Annotated in this window: 14 protein-coding genes; 12 read left to right on the top strand and 2 right to left on the bottom strand. The window is 67.8% G+C overall.

From position 1 onward, the window contains the following. Positions 1-7: 7 nt before the first annotated feature. The 12 genes from NWF34_RS23595 (at position 8) to NWF34_RS23540 (ending at position 13,144) form a co-directional block, all read left to right on the top strand. Complete coding sequence (locus NWF34_RS23595) at positions 8-1,738, top strand: class I adenylate-forming enzyme family protein (protein WP_258326240.1); 1,731 nt, start codon at positions 8-10, stop codon at positions 1,736-1,738. Then, complete coding sequence (locus NWF34_RS23590; RefSeq protein ID WP_119031030.1) at positions 1,735-3,003, top strand: Rieske 2Fe-2S domain-containing protein; 1,269 nt, start codon at positions 1,735-1,737, stop codon at positions 3,001-3,003. Before NWF34_RS23595 ends, NWF34_RS23590 begins: the two co-directional genes overlap by 4 nt. Before the next feature lies 1 nt (position 3,004). Then, positions 3,005-3,559: an aromatic-ring-hydroxylating dioxygenase subunit beta gene (locus tag NWF34_RS23585; RefSeq protein WP_258326239.1), complete on the top strand. Its 555-nt coding sequence runs from the start codon at positions 3,005-3,007 to the stop codon at positions 3,557-3,559. A 113-nt stretch (positions 3,560-3,672) separates the two neighbouring features. Further along, on the top strand, positions 3,673-3,873 hold the full coding sequence (locus NWF34_RS23580; RefSeq protein WP_309148657.1) for a hypothetical protein: 201 nt from the start codon (positions 3,673-3,675) through the stop codon (positions 3,871-3,873). Positions 3,874-3,930: 57 nt separating this feature from the next. Beyond that, positions 3,931-5,142 (top strand): acetyl-CoA C-acetyltransferase, encoded by a 1,212-nt coding sequence (locus NWF34_RS23575; RefSeq protein ID WP_258326238.1) that lies wholly within the window; start codon positions 3,931-3,933, stop codon positions 5,140-5,142. Further along, positions 5,139-6,590: a zinc ribbon domain-containing protein gene (locus tag NWF34_RS23570; RefSeq protein WP_258326237.1), complete on the top strand. Its 1,452-nt coding sequence runs from the start codon at positions 5,139-5,141 to the stop codon at positions 6,588-6,590. Before NWF34_RS23575 ends, NWF34_RS23570 begins: the two co-directional genes overlap by 4 nt. Then, positions 6,590-7,780 carry an acetyl-CoA acetyltransferase gene (locus tag NWF34_RS23565; protein ID WP_258326236.1) on the top strand — a complete coding sequence of 397 codons (1,191 nt, stop codon included), beginning with the start codon at positions 6,590-6,592 and terminating at the stop codon, positions 7,778-7,780. Before NWF34_RS23570 ends, NWF34_RS23565 begins: the two co-directional genes overlap by 1 nt. A 51-nt stretch (positions 7,781-7,831) precedes the next feature. After that, positions 7,832-9,073, top strand: a complete 1,242-nt coding sequence (locus NWF34_RS23560) for an enoyl-CoA hydratase-related protein (RefSeq protein ID WP_258326235.1) — start codon at positions 7,832-7,834, stop codon at positions 9,071-9,073. A 5-nt stretch (positions 9,074-9,078) separates the two neighbouring features. After that, positions 9,079-10,242, top strand: a complete 1,164-nt coding sequence (locus tag NWF34_RS23555) for an acyl-CoA dehydrogenase family protein (protein WP_258326234.1) — start codon at positions 9,079-9,081, stop codon at positions 10,240-10,242. A gap of 33 nt (positions 10,243-10,275) precedes the next feature. After that, positions 10,276-11,601, top strand: a complete 1,326-nt coding sequence (locus tag NWF34_RS23550; RefSeq protein ID WP_258326233.1) for an NAD(P)/FAD-dependent oxidoreductase — start codon at positions 10,276-10,278, stop codon at positions 11,599-11,601. A gap of 77 nt (positions 11,602-11,678) precedes the next feature. Further along, complete coding sequence (locus NWF34_RS23545; RefSeq protein WP_119033580.1) at positions 11,679-11,873, top strand: ferredoxin; 195 nt, start codon at positions 11,679-11,681, stop codon at positions 11,871-11,873. Between the two features lie 35 nt (positions 11,874-11,908). Beyond that, a complete protein-coding gene (locus NWF34_RS23540; protein WP_258326232.1) occupies positions 11,909-13,144 on the top strand; it encodes an NAD(P)/FAD-dependent oxidoreductase in 1,236 nt (411 codons plus the stop codon). Here NWF34_RS23540 and NWF34_RS23535 read toward each other — a convergent pair. Both NWF34_RS23535 and NWF34_RS23530 read right to left on the bottom strand, forming a co-directional pair. Further along, entirely contained in the window at positions 13,086-13,814 is a 729-nt protein-coding gene (locus NWF34_RS23535; protein ID WP_258326231.1) for a TetR/AcrR family transcriptional regulator, read from the bottom strand. The genes NWF34_RS23540 and NWF34_RS23535 overlap by 59 nt on opposite strands. Positions 13,815-13,892: 78 nt before the next feature. Beyond that, positions 13,893-14,537, bottom strand: coding sequence for a TetR/AcrR family transcriptional regulator (locus NWF34_RS23530; RefSeq protein ID WP_258326230.1), 645 nt, complete (start codon positions 14,535-14,537; stop codon positions 13,893-13,895). Positions 14,538-14,790 lie beyond the last annotated feature (253 nt).

Here is a 14,790-nt window from a genome sequence, read left to right as displayed (position 1 = left end):
ACCGGGTATGAGGAGCGTTGACGATCGCAGGCACGATCTGCGCGAGCGTTTCGAGGTCTGGACGCCCCGCACGCTCGACGGGTGGTTGGACGACTGCGCCGAACGGTACGGGGACAGACCGCTGGTCATCACCGACGACGTCGTCCTCACCTATGCGGAAGTCGCCCGACAGTCGCGGATCCTGGCCGACGGTCTGGTGTCGCTGGGAGTCCGCCCGGGCGACCGGGTCGGCATGCTCATGGCCAACTACCCGGAGTTCGTCGCGTTCAAATTCGCGATCGCCCGCACCGGCGCCATCGCGATCCCGTTCAACTACCTGTACCGCACCGACGAGCTGGGCTACGTCCTCGAGCAATCGGAATGTTCGGTCCTGCTGACGATGACCGGCTTCGGCGGCCTCGACTACCTGGCCATGCTCGATGTCATCGCACCAGATTGGGACCGCGGTGCCCCGTGGAAGCATCTGCGGAACGTGATCACGCTGTCCACCGACGGCCGGCTCCGCGACGGCGCCCTGACGCTCGACGGTCTCGTCGAGCTCGGACGCGCGAACCACGGCGTGGCGTCGGGTGCCGTCCACGCACCGACCGACATCGGCGACATGCTCTACACCTCGGGGAGCACCGGCAGCCCCAAGGGGGTGACGGTCACCCACGACGCCGTACTGCGCACGGGGTATGCCTCGGCGCTGACGCGTGCCTACGACGACGGCAGGCGAATCCTGTTCTCCCTGCCGTGTTATCACATGTTCGGGTACGTCGAGGGAATCCTCTCGGCGATGGTCGTCGGTGGCGCGGTCATCCTGCAGACATCGTTCTCGGCAGAGGGGTATCTGGCCGGGATCGAACGTCACCGGGCCGACGACATCCTCTGCGTGCCGACGATGGCCGTCGCGATGGTGGAGTCGCCGACACGTGACAGCCACGACCTGTCCTCGCTGAGTGCCATCCTCTGCGGCTCGGCCCCCGCGCCGATCTGGTTGTGGGAACAGGTCGAAGAGGTGTTCGGGGTCAGCGAGATCGTCACCGGTTACGGCATGACCGAGTGCGGTGGGGCGATGACGCTCACCCGCCCGGAGGACGAACTGATCCTCACCTCGACGACCGTGGGACGGCCGAAGATGGCCGGCGCCGCGGGCGTTCCGGGTACCGACGAGCTGTGTGTCTACTCGACGATCGATCCCGCGACCGGCGAGGCGCTGCCACCCGGCGAGGTCGGCGAGCTCGTCTCCCACGGGCCGACCACCATGATCGGCTACTGGAACAAGCCCGCGGAGACGGCGGCGGCGCTCGGCGCCGACGGATTGCTCCGCTCGGGAGACCTGGGCCGGGTCCGTCCGGACGGCTACCTCGAGGTCACCGGCCGTAGCAAGGAGCTCTACAAGAGCGGCGGAGAATTGGTGATGCCCAAGGAGATCGAGGACATCGTGGGTGCGCTGGACGCGGTCAGCCAGGTGTTCGCGGTCGGCGTCGTCGACGACCGGTGGGGAGAGATCGGAGCCCTCGTCGTCGTGCGTGCACCGGGCCATGACATCACCGAGGCCGAGATCCTCGAGCACTGCCGTGAACGACTCGCCCGATTCAAGGTCCCCAAACGCGTCGAATTCCTCGATGTGACAGCCCTTCCCACCACCCCAACCGGAAAGATCCAGAAGTTCCGGCTCGTCGAGATGGTCTCGAAGAGCATTTCCGGAACCTCATCCGCACCGGAATCCGACCACGAAAGGAGCTCCTCATGACCTCGCTTGCACCCAGCGGGCCTGACATGAAGAGTGTCGTCGACCGCCTGATCCGTCCCGACCAGGTGCACGGTTCGATCTACACCGATCCCGCGATCTTCGCCGAAGAGCTCAAGAAGATCTGGTTCACCACCTGGGTTTTCATCGGACACGAGAGCGAGGTCCCCCAACCGAACGACTACGTCCGCAAACGCCTCGCGACGCAGGACGTCATCATGACGCGCGACCGCGAGGGCGAGGTGCATCTGCTGATCAACCGCTGTGCGCACCGCGGTCTGCAGGTCTGCGACGACTCGAGCGGCAACTCGAGTTCGTTCCGCTGCCCCTACCACGGCTGGACCTACCGGAACACCGGTGAACTGCTCGGCTACCCCTACAACAAGGGATACGGCGGCAAGGGAAAGCTCGAGCTCGGGATGGGTAAGGTGCCGCGCGTCGCGTCGTACCGCGGATTCGTCTTCGGCTCGATGGCGGAGGACGGACCCACGCTCCTCGAGCACCTCGGTGCCGCCGCCGGCGAGATCGATCGCCTGGCCGGGCTGTCGCCGCGCGGCGAGGTCGCTCTCGACGCGGGATGGCTGGCGCACAAGACCCGGTCGAACTGGAAGTTCCTCGCGGAGAACGAGACCGATGGGTACCACCCGCAGTTCGTCCACGGGTCGATCTTCGGCGTCACCGGCAGCCCCATCGGAGCGCTCTACAGCGACGCGTCCACGGCCGTGACCCGCGCACTGGGCAACGGGCACAGCGAGAACGATCTGCGGCCCGAGTTCCGCAACTTCGCCGAGCCGATGCGATGGTTCGGGACCACTCCCGAACGAGTGCCGAACTATGTGGCCGCGATGAACGAGGCCTACGGAGACGATGCGCAGCGCCGGATGATCGAAGGCGCACCGCACGTCATGATCTTCCCCAACCTGTTCATCGCCGAGATCCAGGTGTTCAACATCCAGCCGGTGGCCGTCGGGGAATGCATCCAGTACGCGACCGCGGTGCAGTTGCGCGGCGGCGAGGAACTGAACCGCCGCATGATCTCCCAGTCGATCGGATCGGTCGGACCGGCCGGCATGCTGCTCGCCGACGACACCGAGATGTACGAACGAAACCAGCGCGGCGTCGAGATGCTCGATCCCGAGTGGCTCGATGTCCGGCGCGGTCTGCAGCGCGAGAGCGTCGACGAGAACGGCTTCACGATCGGAGCAGCCACCGACGAGACCGGCATGCGGGGTTTCTGGAAGCACTACCGCTCGCTGATGGAGGCATGAGATGACGACGAGTCCGACGACCAGATCCGAATACGTCGACGGCGGTGGACAATTGGGTCCTGTTCCGGACGGCTGGTCCTACGGGGAGATCGCGCAGTTCCTCTACCGTGAGGCGCGCCTGGCCGACGAGAACGACTACGACGGCTGGGAGGCGCTGTGGACCGATGACGCGCTGTACTGGGTTCCCTCCGGCGGTGCCGACGTGGACCCCCGTACCAACGTGGCCATCATCTACGACAACCGCAGCCGGATCTCCACCCGCATGAAACAGGTGAAGACCGGCAAACGGTACGCGCAGGCGCCGCCGTCGGATCTGCGCCGCATCCTCGGCAACATCGAACTCCTCGGTGGTCGGGAAAATGCGCTGGGAACAATCGATGTCGAGGTCGGGGCCAACTTCCTCGCCTACGAATCACGTCAGCGGGAGAACCAGCTCTGGGGCGGGCGGACCACCTACCGGTTGCGTCGTGTCGACGGTGAGATCCGGCTGGCCTACAAGAAGGTCGTCCTGGTGGACAGCGACAAGCCCATCCCGACGCTGGCCTTCCTGATCTGACCCACCCGCGTTCCAGCCGATTGCGCGTTCCAGCCATCCGTGTCCCAGGAGGAACTGTCATGTCCATGGAGATGAACGACCGCGGCCCACATGACATCCCGGGCATCGGCCCGGTGGTGGGCAGCGAGTTCGCCGAGGTGTCGGTCAACATCGATTCACAGGGCAACTCCCAGCGCCTGCGTCTCGAAGACCTGCGGACGGGCCGGGTGCGGTATCTCGACGCACTCGAGATCGAGACGATCATCTGGCTCGACGAGGGCCACCTGACCACACTTCTCGATCCGTCATCGGATCGCTGGCGGGACCGCAGCTGAGGAAGTGATCAGACACAAGCGAGTAGCGGCCGGCGTGCCGTGGATACAGGAGTTCACATGAGACGCGTGGCCATCGTCGCGCCGGTACGTACCGGTGTCGGCGCATTCGGCGGGACACTACGCCCCGTGCCCGCACACGACCTCGCCGCATCGGTACTGAAGTCGCTGGTCGAGCGGTCGGCCATCGACCCGGCCCGTATCGACGACGTGTGTATCGCCCAGTCGTACGCCAATTCCGAGGCGCCCTGCATCGGGCGCTGGGCGGCATTGCACGCCGGGCTGCCGGTCGAGGTTCCCGGTTTCCAGATCGACCGGCGCTGCGGCGGCGGCCTGCAGGCGGTGATCACCGCGTCGATGATGGTCCAGACGGGTGCCGCCGACGTCGTGGTGGCCGGCGGTGTGGAATCCATGAGCAACATCGAGCACTACACCACCACCGCCCGGTGGGGCTCCCGCTCGGGCAACCAGGTCCTGTACGACCGTCTCGATCGGGGTCGTGAACGCTCCCAACCGGAATGGCGTTTCGGGGCGATCAGCGGGATGATCGAGACCGCCGAGAACCTCGCGGAGCGTTACGGGATCGGCCGCGAGGAGTCGGATGCGTTCGCACTCCGCAGTCAGCGTCGTGCGGCGGCCGCCTGGGAGTCCGGCCGCTTCGACGACGAGGTGGTCCCGGTCGAGGTTCCGCAGCGCCGAGGAGACCCCCTCGTGTTCGCCGACGACGAGGGGATCCGCGGTGATTCGACTGCCGAGAGCCTCGCACGGCTGCGGCCGATCATGCGCGACGGAACAGTGACAGCGGGCAACGCGGCACAGCAGAACGACGCGGCCGCAGCCTGTCTCGTCGTCGCCGAGGACAAACTGGACGAACTCGGGCTGACCCCGGCGGGATGGTTCGAGGGCTGGGCGGCCGCCGGGTGTGAGCCGTCCCTCATGGGAATCGGCCCGGTCGGCGCCGTGCGACGGCTGTTCGAACGGACCGGCTTCACCTTCGACGACCTCGATCTCCTGGAGATCAACGAGGCGTTCGCGGTCCAGGTGCTCGCGGTGCTGAAGGAATGGGGCGTCAAGCTCGAGGAGGTCGACGACCGCCTCAACGTGAACGGATCGGGGATCTCGCTGGGCCACCCCATCGGTGCCACCGGAGTGCGAATCCTGACGACCCTTCTGCACGAACTGAACCGGCGTGAGGGCGCTCTCGCTGTCGAGACGATGTGCATCGGCGGCGGACAGGGGATCGCCGCCGCATTCCGGGGGGCGTCGGCGTGAACGCGATCCTCGGATACGCCACATATGTCCCGTCCTGGCGGGTCGACCCGGCGGGCCGCGGACGCGCCGCGCGGGTCGTCGCGTCGTTCGACGAGGACGCCGTCACCATGGCGGTGGCCGCCGGACAACGGGTGCTCGCCGGGCACTCGTCACGCGTTCCGTCGACGGTGCTCGCAACCAGCACGCCCCCATACCTGGACAAGAGCAACGCGACCATCGTCCACGCGGCACTCGGGCTCGACCGGACGGGCGCGGCGTTCGACGCCATCGGCACCGCCCGAACGACGATGGGCGTGCTGCGGTCGATGCTGCGCTCCGGCGGACTGCTCACCGCAGCCGATGTGCGCACCGGGCAGCCGGGTTCGGCCGACGAGCGCGGCGGTGCGGACGCGGCGGCGGCGGTACTGGTCGGCCGGGCCTCGGAACACGCCCCGGCTCTGGCCGAGGTGCTGGCGGAGGCATCGGTGACCGAGGAAGTGCTCGACCGCTGGCGCCCGCCCACGGCCACCTGGGGGTCGACCTGGGAGGAACGCTTCGGCTTCGAGCACTACGCGCGCATGATCCGGGAGATCGCGGCGCGGGTACTCGACGATGCCGGACTCGCGCAGGCCGATCACGTCGTCGTGGTCAGCGGCAACTCGGCGGTCGCCAAGCGAGCCGCCACGCTGGTCAAGGGTGCGCTGTCCACCGGGGGCTCGCCGATCGGCTTCGCCGGCGCGGCGGACCCGCTGGTCGCGTTGGGCGCGGTCCTCGATGCCGCCGGCCCGGACGAGACCATCCTGCTGCTGGCCGCGGCCGACGGTGTGGATGCCCTGGTACTCCGCACCACCGGTGCACTGCCCTCCGCGCGTCAGGTCACCCCGATCGCCGAGCAACTCGCCGACTCCCAGACGGTGCCGTACCCGCGGTACCTCTCCTGGCGGGGCCTGCTGGAGTTCGAACCGCCACGACGGCCCGAACCCGACCGCGCGGCCGGACCGCCGTCGGCACGATCCCGGGACTGGAAGTTCGCACTCACCGGATCCCGGTGCGACAAATGCGGATTCCTGCACCTCCCACCGGTTTCGGTCTGCCGGCAGTGCGGCACCGTCGGCGAGTCGAGCCCGGTATCCGTCGCCGGAATGCACGGCCGGATCGCCACCTACACCGTCGACCACCTCGCCTTCTCGCCGTCGCCGCCGGTCGTCGACGCGGTCGTCGACTTCGACACGGTGATGAATCCGGACATGGCGGTGGATTCCGGCGCCGGGCCCGCTGACGGCTTCGGCGGGGGAGGCCGCACGACTTTCGAGGTCGCCGACGCGCAGCCGGATCTGCTCGCGGTCGGTGCGCCCGTCGATCTCACCTTCCGCCGCCTGAACAGCGCAGGCGGGGTGCACAACTACTTCTGGAAGGCCCGGCAGGTCCGGACGAACCAGATTCGAGAAGAGCGGGGAGACGAGGACTGATGGCCTCACACGGGATCGCCGACAAGGTCGCCATCGTGGCGATGGGATGCACGCGCTTCGGCGAGCTGTGGGACAGCTCGACCGAGGACATGCTCGTCGACGCGACACAGCAGGCACTCGCCGGGACGTCGCTGGGCATCGCCGACATCGACGCGTACTGGCTGGGCACCCTGGGTTCCGGGCAGTCCGGCCTCACGCTGAGCCGAGCCCTCGGGACAGACCACACCCCGGTGACCCGCGTCGAGAACTATTGTGCGACGGGATCAGAATCGTTCCGCAACGCGTGTTATGCGGTGGCATCCGGCGCATACGACCGCGTGATGGCCGTGGGCGTGGAGAAACTCAAGGACTCCGGGTTCTCCGGCCTGCTGCGTGGAGACCCACCCGGCGACGGCACCGCGCCGGAACTGTCGGTCACGGCGCCCGCGGCGTTCTCCATGCTCGACCCGGCCTACTGCGCGAAGTACGGCGTCGAGCCCGGCCTCATGCGGGACTCGATGACGCACGTCGCCTGGAAGAACCATGTGAACGGCGCCCGCAACCCGCGTGCGCAGTTCAGGTCCGAGGTGGCCAAGGAGAAGATCACGAACGCGCCCAAGGTCGCCGGCAGGCTGGGGGTCTTCGACTGTTCCGGCGTCTCCGACGGGGCGGCCTGCGCGGTCATCGTGCGCGCCGAGGACGCCTACGACTACACCGACCGCCCGATCTTCGTGAAGGCGCTGGCGTTGGCCGCCGGCCCCGGACGCGGAGCGATGGACCCCGGATACGACTTCACGACCTTCCCCGAGGTGGTCCGGTCGGCCCGGGAAGCATACGCGCAGGCCGGAATCGGGGACCCGCGCGTCGAGGTGTCCCTGGCCGAGGTCCACGACTGCTTCACCCCGACCGAGATCGTCCTGATGGAGGATCTCGGGTTCTCGACACCCGGGCAGGCCTGGAAAGACGTGCTCGCAGGCGAATTCGATGCCGACGGGGTGCTACCGGTCAACATCGACGGCGGGCTGAAGTCGTTCGGCCACCCGGTGGGAGCCAGCGGTCTCCGCATGCTCTACGAGGCGTGGCTCCAGTTGCGCGGGGAGGCGGGGGAACGCCAGCTGGCCGACCCGCACACCGCGTTGACCCACAATCTCGGCGGCCGGCCGGGAGCCTGCGTCTCGTTTGTCTCCATCGTCGGTCGGGAACGGGGATGACGGCCGATGCGGAACCCTTGCACGTGTTCGATTTTATGTTAAATTAAAACCATGAACACGGAGCTGGTGGACTCGCGCGCAGGACTCGTCGAGTCCCTGTATGCCGCACTGGCGGAGGGGGACTCGGCGCGGATCGCCGACCTGCTCGACCCCGGGTTCATCGGCCGGACCACCCCGGGGATGCCGCTGGGACTCGGTGGCGAGTACGTCGGCGCGGAGTCCATGACACGCGACTTCTGGTGGCGCCTCGGCGCGGCCTTCCGCGTTCGTGCGCTACCCGGCACCTTCCACGCCCTCGACGACGGTCGACTGCAGGTCGCGGGCCGGTACCAGGGGACCGCTCGTGGCACGGACCGTGCGGTGGATGCGCAGTTCATCCACACGTTCACGTTTGCCGGCGATCGGATCGCCGGACTGGAACAGCTGACGGACACCGCCGCCTGGCTCGACGCGCTCGGCGGTGCCGCCGCGTCGACGCCGCCGTATCCGGGACCGGACCCCGGGTCTCTGGAGACCATCGACTACTCCGTCGACGGCGGAGTGGCACGCGTGATCCTCGATCGTCCCGAGGCGCGTAACGCGATCGACCTGCGCATGGCGGAGGAGACCCTCGCGGTCGCGCGGGCCGTCGCCGCCGATGCCCGGGTCCGCGCGGTGCTCATCGCCGGGAACGGGCCCGCCCTCTCCGTCGGCGGCGACATCGGATACTTCACCTCGGCGCCGCCCGAGGCGCTGGGCGCCCTCACCGCTCGCATGACCGAACCGTTCCACGAGGCGTTCCGCATTCTCGAGCGCATCGATGCCCCGATCGTCACCGCCGCGCACGGGGCCGTCGCCGGTGGGGGACTGGGATTCGTCTACATCGCCGACATCGTGATCGCCGCCGAGGGTTCGGTGTTCACGACGGCATTCAGCGGGATCGGGCTGTCGGGCGACGGCGGCGGTACATGGCATCTTCCGCGCCTCATCGGCGAGGCACGTGCGCGCCGCATGTATCTGGAGAACCTGCGAGTCGACGCCGAGCGTGCGGCGAGTTGGGGACTGGTCGCCGAGGTCGTGCCCGAGCCGCAGGTGCGCGCGCGGGCGCTCGCGACAGCGGGACGACTGGCTGCGGGCCCCACGAAGGCGTTCGGCCGTCAGCGGGCGCTGCTCCGTGACTCGTGGGATTCCACGCTCTCCGAACAACTCCGCGCCGAGACCGACGCCCTGGCCGTCACCGGCGCCACGCGCGAAGCGCAGAACGCGGTTGCGGCCTTTCGCGCCGGGAACCGACCCGACTTCGAAGGAAGGTAGACGACGTGACCGGTCTGATCATCGACTCCGACGAGCACCGCGCAATCCGCGAGAGCGTTCGGGGGATAGCGAAACGGTATGGCGCGCAGTATTTCCTCGACCGAGCCCGCAACGACGGGCACATCGACGAACTCTGGCAGGACCTCGGGGCGGCCAGCCTGCTGGGAGTGCACCTCCCCGAGGAGTACGGCGGCGGCGGAGGCGGAATGGCAGAAGCCGTCGTCGTCGTCGAGGAACTCTCGGCTCACGGTATGCCGCTGCTCATCTGGGTCATCTCGCCGGCGATCTGCGGCAGTGTCCTCGCCGACCACGGCAGCGAGGAGATGAAACAGGAGTGGCTCCCCGCACTCGCCGACGGAACCCGGAAGATGGCGTTCGGCCTGACCGAACCCGACGCCGGATCGAACAGCCACGACATCAAGACGACGGCTCGTCGCGACGGTGACGGTTGGGTGATCTCCGGTCAGAAGTACTACATCTCGGCCATCGACCAGAGCGACGCCGTGTTGCTGATCGCGCGGGACGCCGATCACTCGACGGACGACCGGAAGGCGTTGTCGATCTTCGTGATCCCCACGGACACCCCCGGACTCACCTTCACCCGGATCCCCACGTCGATCGTGTCGCCCGACAAGCAGTTCACCGTGTTCCTCGACGAGGTCCGGGTCGGACCCGAGGCACTGGTCGGTGAGGCGGGACGCGGACTGCGGCAGGTCTTCAGCGGGCTGAACCCGGAGCGGATCCTCGTCGGTGCGATCTGCGGCGGCATCGGCCGCTACGCGGTGGACCGAGCGACGGATTACGCACGCACCCGCACCGTCTGGTCGGCCCCCATCGGTACACATCAGGGTGTCGCGCACCCCCTCGCCGAGGCGCACATCGACGTCGAGGTCTCGCGGCTGGCGACCAAGAACGCCGCCGAGCTCGCCGACCAGCAGTCCGAGGCCGTCGGCGAGGCCGCCAACATCGCGAAGTTCGCCGCCTCCGAGGCCGCCCTGCGGGCACTCGACCAGGCCATCCAGACACACGGCGGTAACGGGCTCTCACAGGAATACGGCCTGTCCGACCTGTGGTTCGTGACGCGCCTGATGCGCACCGCCCCGGTCAGCCGGGAGATGGTGCTCAACTTCGTCGCCCAGACCTCGCTCGGCCTGCCGCGCTCGTACTGAGCACGGCGGACACCACATCAGCATGGAGGCAGCATGACCCCGAACATCGATCCGAACACCGGACACGACTTCGACGCGATCGTCATCGGCGCGGGTGCGGGCGGTCTGTTCACCGCGGCCCGGTTGGCGCAGCGGGGATACCGGACCCTGGTCGTCGAACGGCTGGACAAGGTGGGCGGGCGGGCTTCGACCACCGACATCGACGGCTTCAAGGTCAACGACGGCGCCATCGTGATCGAGGTCGGTGGCATCACCGAGGAGACGTGCGCCGAGGTCGGTGCCAAGTTCGACATTCGGGAGCCCTCGCCGCCGATCCTCTACCGCATCGGCGGCAAGGACGTCGACGTCACCGGTGGCGGCTGGGGTCTCCTGCTCGGCAAACTCACCCGGCAAGGTGCCAAGCTGGTGAAGGGCATCGGCGCCGCGCGGAGCGACTCGGGACTGCCCGAAGACGAGCTTTCCACCGCGGACTGGGTGCGAAAGTACACGAAAAACGAAGGCGTGCACGGAATCTTCCGCAACATGTGTGCCTCGGTGTTCGCGGTGAGTTCCGAGGATCTCCCTGCACGGGTCTTCCTCACCTACTTCACCCGCAAGAGTGCCTTCAAGCGATTCGGCTTCCATCCGGAAGGGTCGATCGGTCTGTGGAATGCACTCGCCGAGGCCTTCCGCGGCCACGGGGGTGAACTGTGGCTGTCGACAGAGGTCGAACAGATCCATGTCGAGAAGGGGGCGGTCACCGGTGTGACCGTCACCCGCGACGGCGAACGGCAGACGGTCACCGCCCCCGTCGTGGTCAGCGACATCGGACCGTTCGCCACCCTCGACCTCGCCGGCCGTGAGGTGTTCGACGACGAGTACGTGTCCCTCGTCGAACAGCGAAATCGCCCGTGCGCCATGATCGCGGTGAACTTCGCAAGCCGCAAGCCGCTCATCAAGGCGCCCGGCATGCTCAGCTTCGCGCAGACGCGCCGCCTGGCCTACCTCGCCAACTTCACCGGCACGTGCCCGGAGATGGCACCGCCCGGCTGGCACCTGTACGTCGGTACCTCCGTACCGGAACCGGCGATCGGAGACTTCGACGAGGCCGCCGAGACCGAGCTGCTCCTCGACGATCTGCGGGACAACATCGACGGTTTCGACGCCGAGGCGCGCATCCTGAGCACCACGATCACCCGCGACGGGTGGCCGCCGCAGCGCGCCGTCGCCGGGTTCGACCTGCCGCACACCACCGACGTCACCGGGCTCTGGAACGTCGGAGACGCGGTGAAGGAGTACGCCAACGGCGGTACCACGGCATGCGCCGAGACCGCGCAACTCGTCGTCGACGAGATCGCTGCGGAATTTCCTCGGGCCTGAACGCCGGAGGGTTCGCATACCGCGGACATCACGACCAGGACCGCTCGGCGGTCCCGAACAGAAAGGTGGGTGACGACATGAAGGTCACCGTCGATTTCGGCAAATGCACAGGCCTCGGTATCTGCGAGTCGCTCGCCCCGGAGTTCTTCGAGGTGAACGACGACGGCGAACTGGTCCTCCTCAAGGAGGAGATCGGCCCCGATGAACTGCAGGCCGTCGAGGAAGCCGTCGCCGGTTGCCCGACCGAGGCGCTGCGCATCGTGAACGACTGACCCGAACAGCACAGAACGGAATCCTGAGACCCCCCATGGCCATTGAGAAACTCGTCGTCGTCGGAGCCTCGCTCGCCGGGCTGCGGGCCGTCGAAGCCGCACGCAAGGCCGGCTTCGACGGTTCGATCACCCTGATCGGGGCCGAGGAGCACCTGCCCTACGATCGGCCGCCGCTGTCCAAGGCCTTCCTCGAACCCGGAGACGAGACGGTCGATTCGCCCTACTTCCGCAGCGAGGAACTGCTTCGCGACGAACTCGGCGTGACACTGGAATTGGGGCGACCGGCCCGGGGCCTCGACGTCGAGAGTCGTTCCGTTCTCGTCGGCGACGACCGGATTCCCTACGACGCCTTGATCATCGCCACCGGGTCAACGCCGCGGATGATCCCGGGCACCGAGGAGATGGCGGGGGTTCACGCGCTGAGGACACTCGACGACGCGATCGCGGTGCGCGGCGCCCTGAGCGGTGGCGCCCGCACGGTGGTGATCGGGGCGGGCTTCATCGGCTCCGAGGTGGCCTCGGGCGCCCAGAAGCGCGGCGTCGACGTGACCATCGTCGAAGCGCTGCCGACACCGTTGGTGCGGGCGACCGGCGAGGCCATGGGCCATGCCATCGCATCACTGCACGAACGCAACGGGACGGCGTTGCGCTGCGGCACCGGAGTGGCGGCCATCGAGGGTGACGGGCGCGTCGAGCGGGTCGTCCTGGCCGACGGGTCCGTGATCGACGCCGACCTGGTCGTCGTCGGGATCGGCGTCGTCCCGGCGACGTCGTGGCTCGAGGGCAGCGGCGTCGAACTCGACAACGGTGTCGTCTGCGACGAGACCCTGTGGACCGGGATTCCCGGCGTCTACGCCGCCGGCGACGTCGCCAACTGGTTCAACCCGGTGCTCGGCGAACGGCAGCGCATGGAGAACTGGACCGCCGCAGCCGAGCAGGGTGCCGCCGCGGCGCGCAACGCTCTGGACCCGGCGAACGCGAAACCCTATGGGACGGTTCCGTACTTCTGGTCGGACTGGTACGACGTCCGAATCCAGTTCGTCGGCTCGCCCGATGCCGACGAGGTGGTCGTCGTCGACGGCGATCCGACGGGCGGGGACAGCGGCGACCGCTGGGTGGCGCTCTACCGGCGGGGCGACCGGCTGATCGGTGCGCTGACCGTCAACGGCCAGACGGTCATCATGAAGTACCGGGTGATGATCGGGAAGGGTGCTAGCTGGACCGACGCGCTCGAGTTCGCGGAGAAGAAGCGGGCGAAGGCGGCTCTGTAGCCCTGCCGTCCGTGTCACCGCCGGGTGTCAGAGCGCCCCGGACGAACGCCTGGGCGTTGGCGACGACCTTGTCGATGTTGCCGCGCCGGGGTGTCCACCATTCCGCCGCCCAGTTCAGCGATCCGAGGACGAGCATCTGGAGCATGTAGAGATCGAGATCCTGGCGGATCGCGCCCTCCTCGTAGGCGGTGACCATCAGCGACTTCCAGATCTTGCCGTACTTCGTCTCCTCGGCCGCCTGACGTTTGCCGATCTTCTCGGGCAGCTGACCGGCGTTGCGGATCGAGGCCGTGGTGTAGGCGGAGATCTCGAGTTCGTGCCGGAGATGGGCCTCGACGGCGACGAGGATCTTCTCCAGCGGATCGGTGCCGTCGGGGAGGGCGTCGAGTGCAGCGGCGAGGTGCTGACGCATGTCGGCGAGGCCGAACCACATCACTTCCTCGACGAGGGTGTCCCGCGAATCGAAGTAGTAGTAGATGGCCGGCGCCTGCAATTCGGCGACCTCGGCGACATCGGTGAGTCGGAGTCCGGCATACCCCTTCTGGCTGAGGACCTGCGCCGCGGCATCGAGGATGCGCTCGCGGGTGCGCTCCGATTTCGGCGCGTTGCCGCCGTTCTTGGACGTGCTGCCCTTGGCGGTGGCCGGGGAGCGTGGATTACGTGGCGCCATTCTGTGGATTTTAATCTGTATTGCACACGCGCGAGCACCGGCACGGCCTTGTGCGCCCGAAGCCACCCGACAGGCGTGTCACTCGACGTCGTGAGCAGCGAGGCCCTGCCGGATCGCCGCCTGGGCGGTCGCCACCACCTCGTCGATGCTGCCGCGTCGTGGGGTCCACCACTCCGCGGCCCAGTTGAGGGCGCCGAGGATCATCATCCGCGCGATGAACAGATCGAGATCGCCGCGGATCTCACCGTCGTCGGCGGCCGCCTGGACGAGACGCCGCCAGATCTCGCCGTACTGCTTCTCCTCGGCGATCTGGCGCGTGCGGATGCGCTCGGGGATCTGTCCGGCGTTGCGGATGGACGCGGTGGTGTAGTCCGAGACCTCGAGTTCGTGTCGCAGGTGCACGTCGACGGCGAGCATGATGCGGTCCATGGACGTCTGGTCTGCGGCGGCCTCGTCGAGGGCGTCTTCGAGTCGGTGACGCATGTCGGCGACGCCGGACCACATCACCTCCTCGATCAGACTCTCGCGTGAATCGAAGTAGTAGTAGATCGCGGGAGCGCGGAGCTCCGCGGCCTTCGCGACATCGGCCAGTCGGGTGCCTGCGTACCCCTTCGTGCTGAGGACCTGGGCGGCGGCGTCGAGGATACGTGCGCGGGTGCGAGCCGATTTCAGCTCTTTTCCGGTGATGCGAAGCTCTGCTTTCGCAGTCGACTCGATGGTCATGGCGTCGGCGTCGGCGTCGGGCTGCGACGATCAGTGCACGGTGACCGGTCGTGGTCCGCGTGGTTCGGCCGTCTCTCGTACGTTTCTGACACGTCTACCGTCCCATCGGTTCTCCTCGCGAGATACGCAACTCCGCATCGGTGATGCGAGTGGTCCGCTCTCCTTAATCTACAGTAAAATCGAAGATGAGGACGGGGTCGAAAGTCCCTTGACGCGCGTGGGGTGGGGCGCCGGGGGCGCCGCCCCCCCCCAG

Source organism: Gordonia sp. GONU (assembly GCF_024733855.1).
Taxonomy (GTDB): domain Bacteria; phylum Actinomycetota; class Actinomycetes; order Mycobacteriales; family Mycobacteriaceae; genus Gordonia; species Gordonia amicalis.
Note: the sequence above shows the minus strand (reverse complement) of the source record. Positions and strands in the feature narration are given on the sequence as shown.

Bases quoted from the DNA above. Each gene is read 5' to 3' on its own strand.
- NWF34_RS23595 (WP_258326240.1), top strand. From the start codon at position 8: ATGAGGAGCGTTGACGATCGCAGGCACGATCTGCGCGAGCGTTTCGAG.
- NWF34_RS23590 (WP_119031030.1), top strand. From the start codon at position 1,735: ATGACCTCGCTTGCACCCAGCGGGCCTGACATGAAGAGTGTCGTCGAC.
- NWF34_RS23585 (WP_258326239.1), top strand. From the start codon at position 3,005: ATGACGACGAGTCCGACGACCAGATCCGAATACGTCGACGGCGGTGGA.
- NWF34_RS23575 (WP_258326238.1), top strand. From the start codon at position 3,931: ATGAGACGCGTGGCCATCGTCGCGCCGGTACGTACCGGTGTCGGCGCA.
- NWF34_RS23565 (WP_258326236.1), top strand. From the start codon at position 6,590: ATGGCCTCACACGGGATCGCCGACAAGGTCGCCATCGTGGCGATGGGA.
- NWF34_RS23560 (WP_258326235.1), top strand. From the start codon at position 7,832: ATGAACACGGAGCTGGTGGACTCGCGCGCAGGACTCGTCGAGTCCCTG.
- NWF34_RS23550 (WP_258326233.1), top strand. From the start codon at position 10,276: ATGACCCCGAACATCGATCCGAACACCGGACACGACTTCGACGCGATC.
- NWF34_RS23545 (WP_119033580.1), top strand. From the start codon at position 11,679: ATGAAGGTCACCGTCGATTTCGGCAAATGCACAGGCCTCGGTATCTGC.
- NWF34_RS23540 (WP_258326232.1), top strand. From the start codon at position 11,909: ATGGCCATTGAGAAACTCGTCGTCGTCGGAGCCTCGCTCGCCGGGCTG.
- NWF34_RS23535 (WP_258326231.1), bottom strand. From the start codon at position 13,814: ATGGCGCCACGTAATCCACGCTCCCCGGCCACCGCCAAGGGCAGCACG.
- NWF34_RS23530 (WP_258326230.1), bottom strand. From the start codon at position 14,537: ATGACCATCGAGTCGACTGCGAAAGCAGAGCTTCGCATCACCGGAAAA.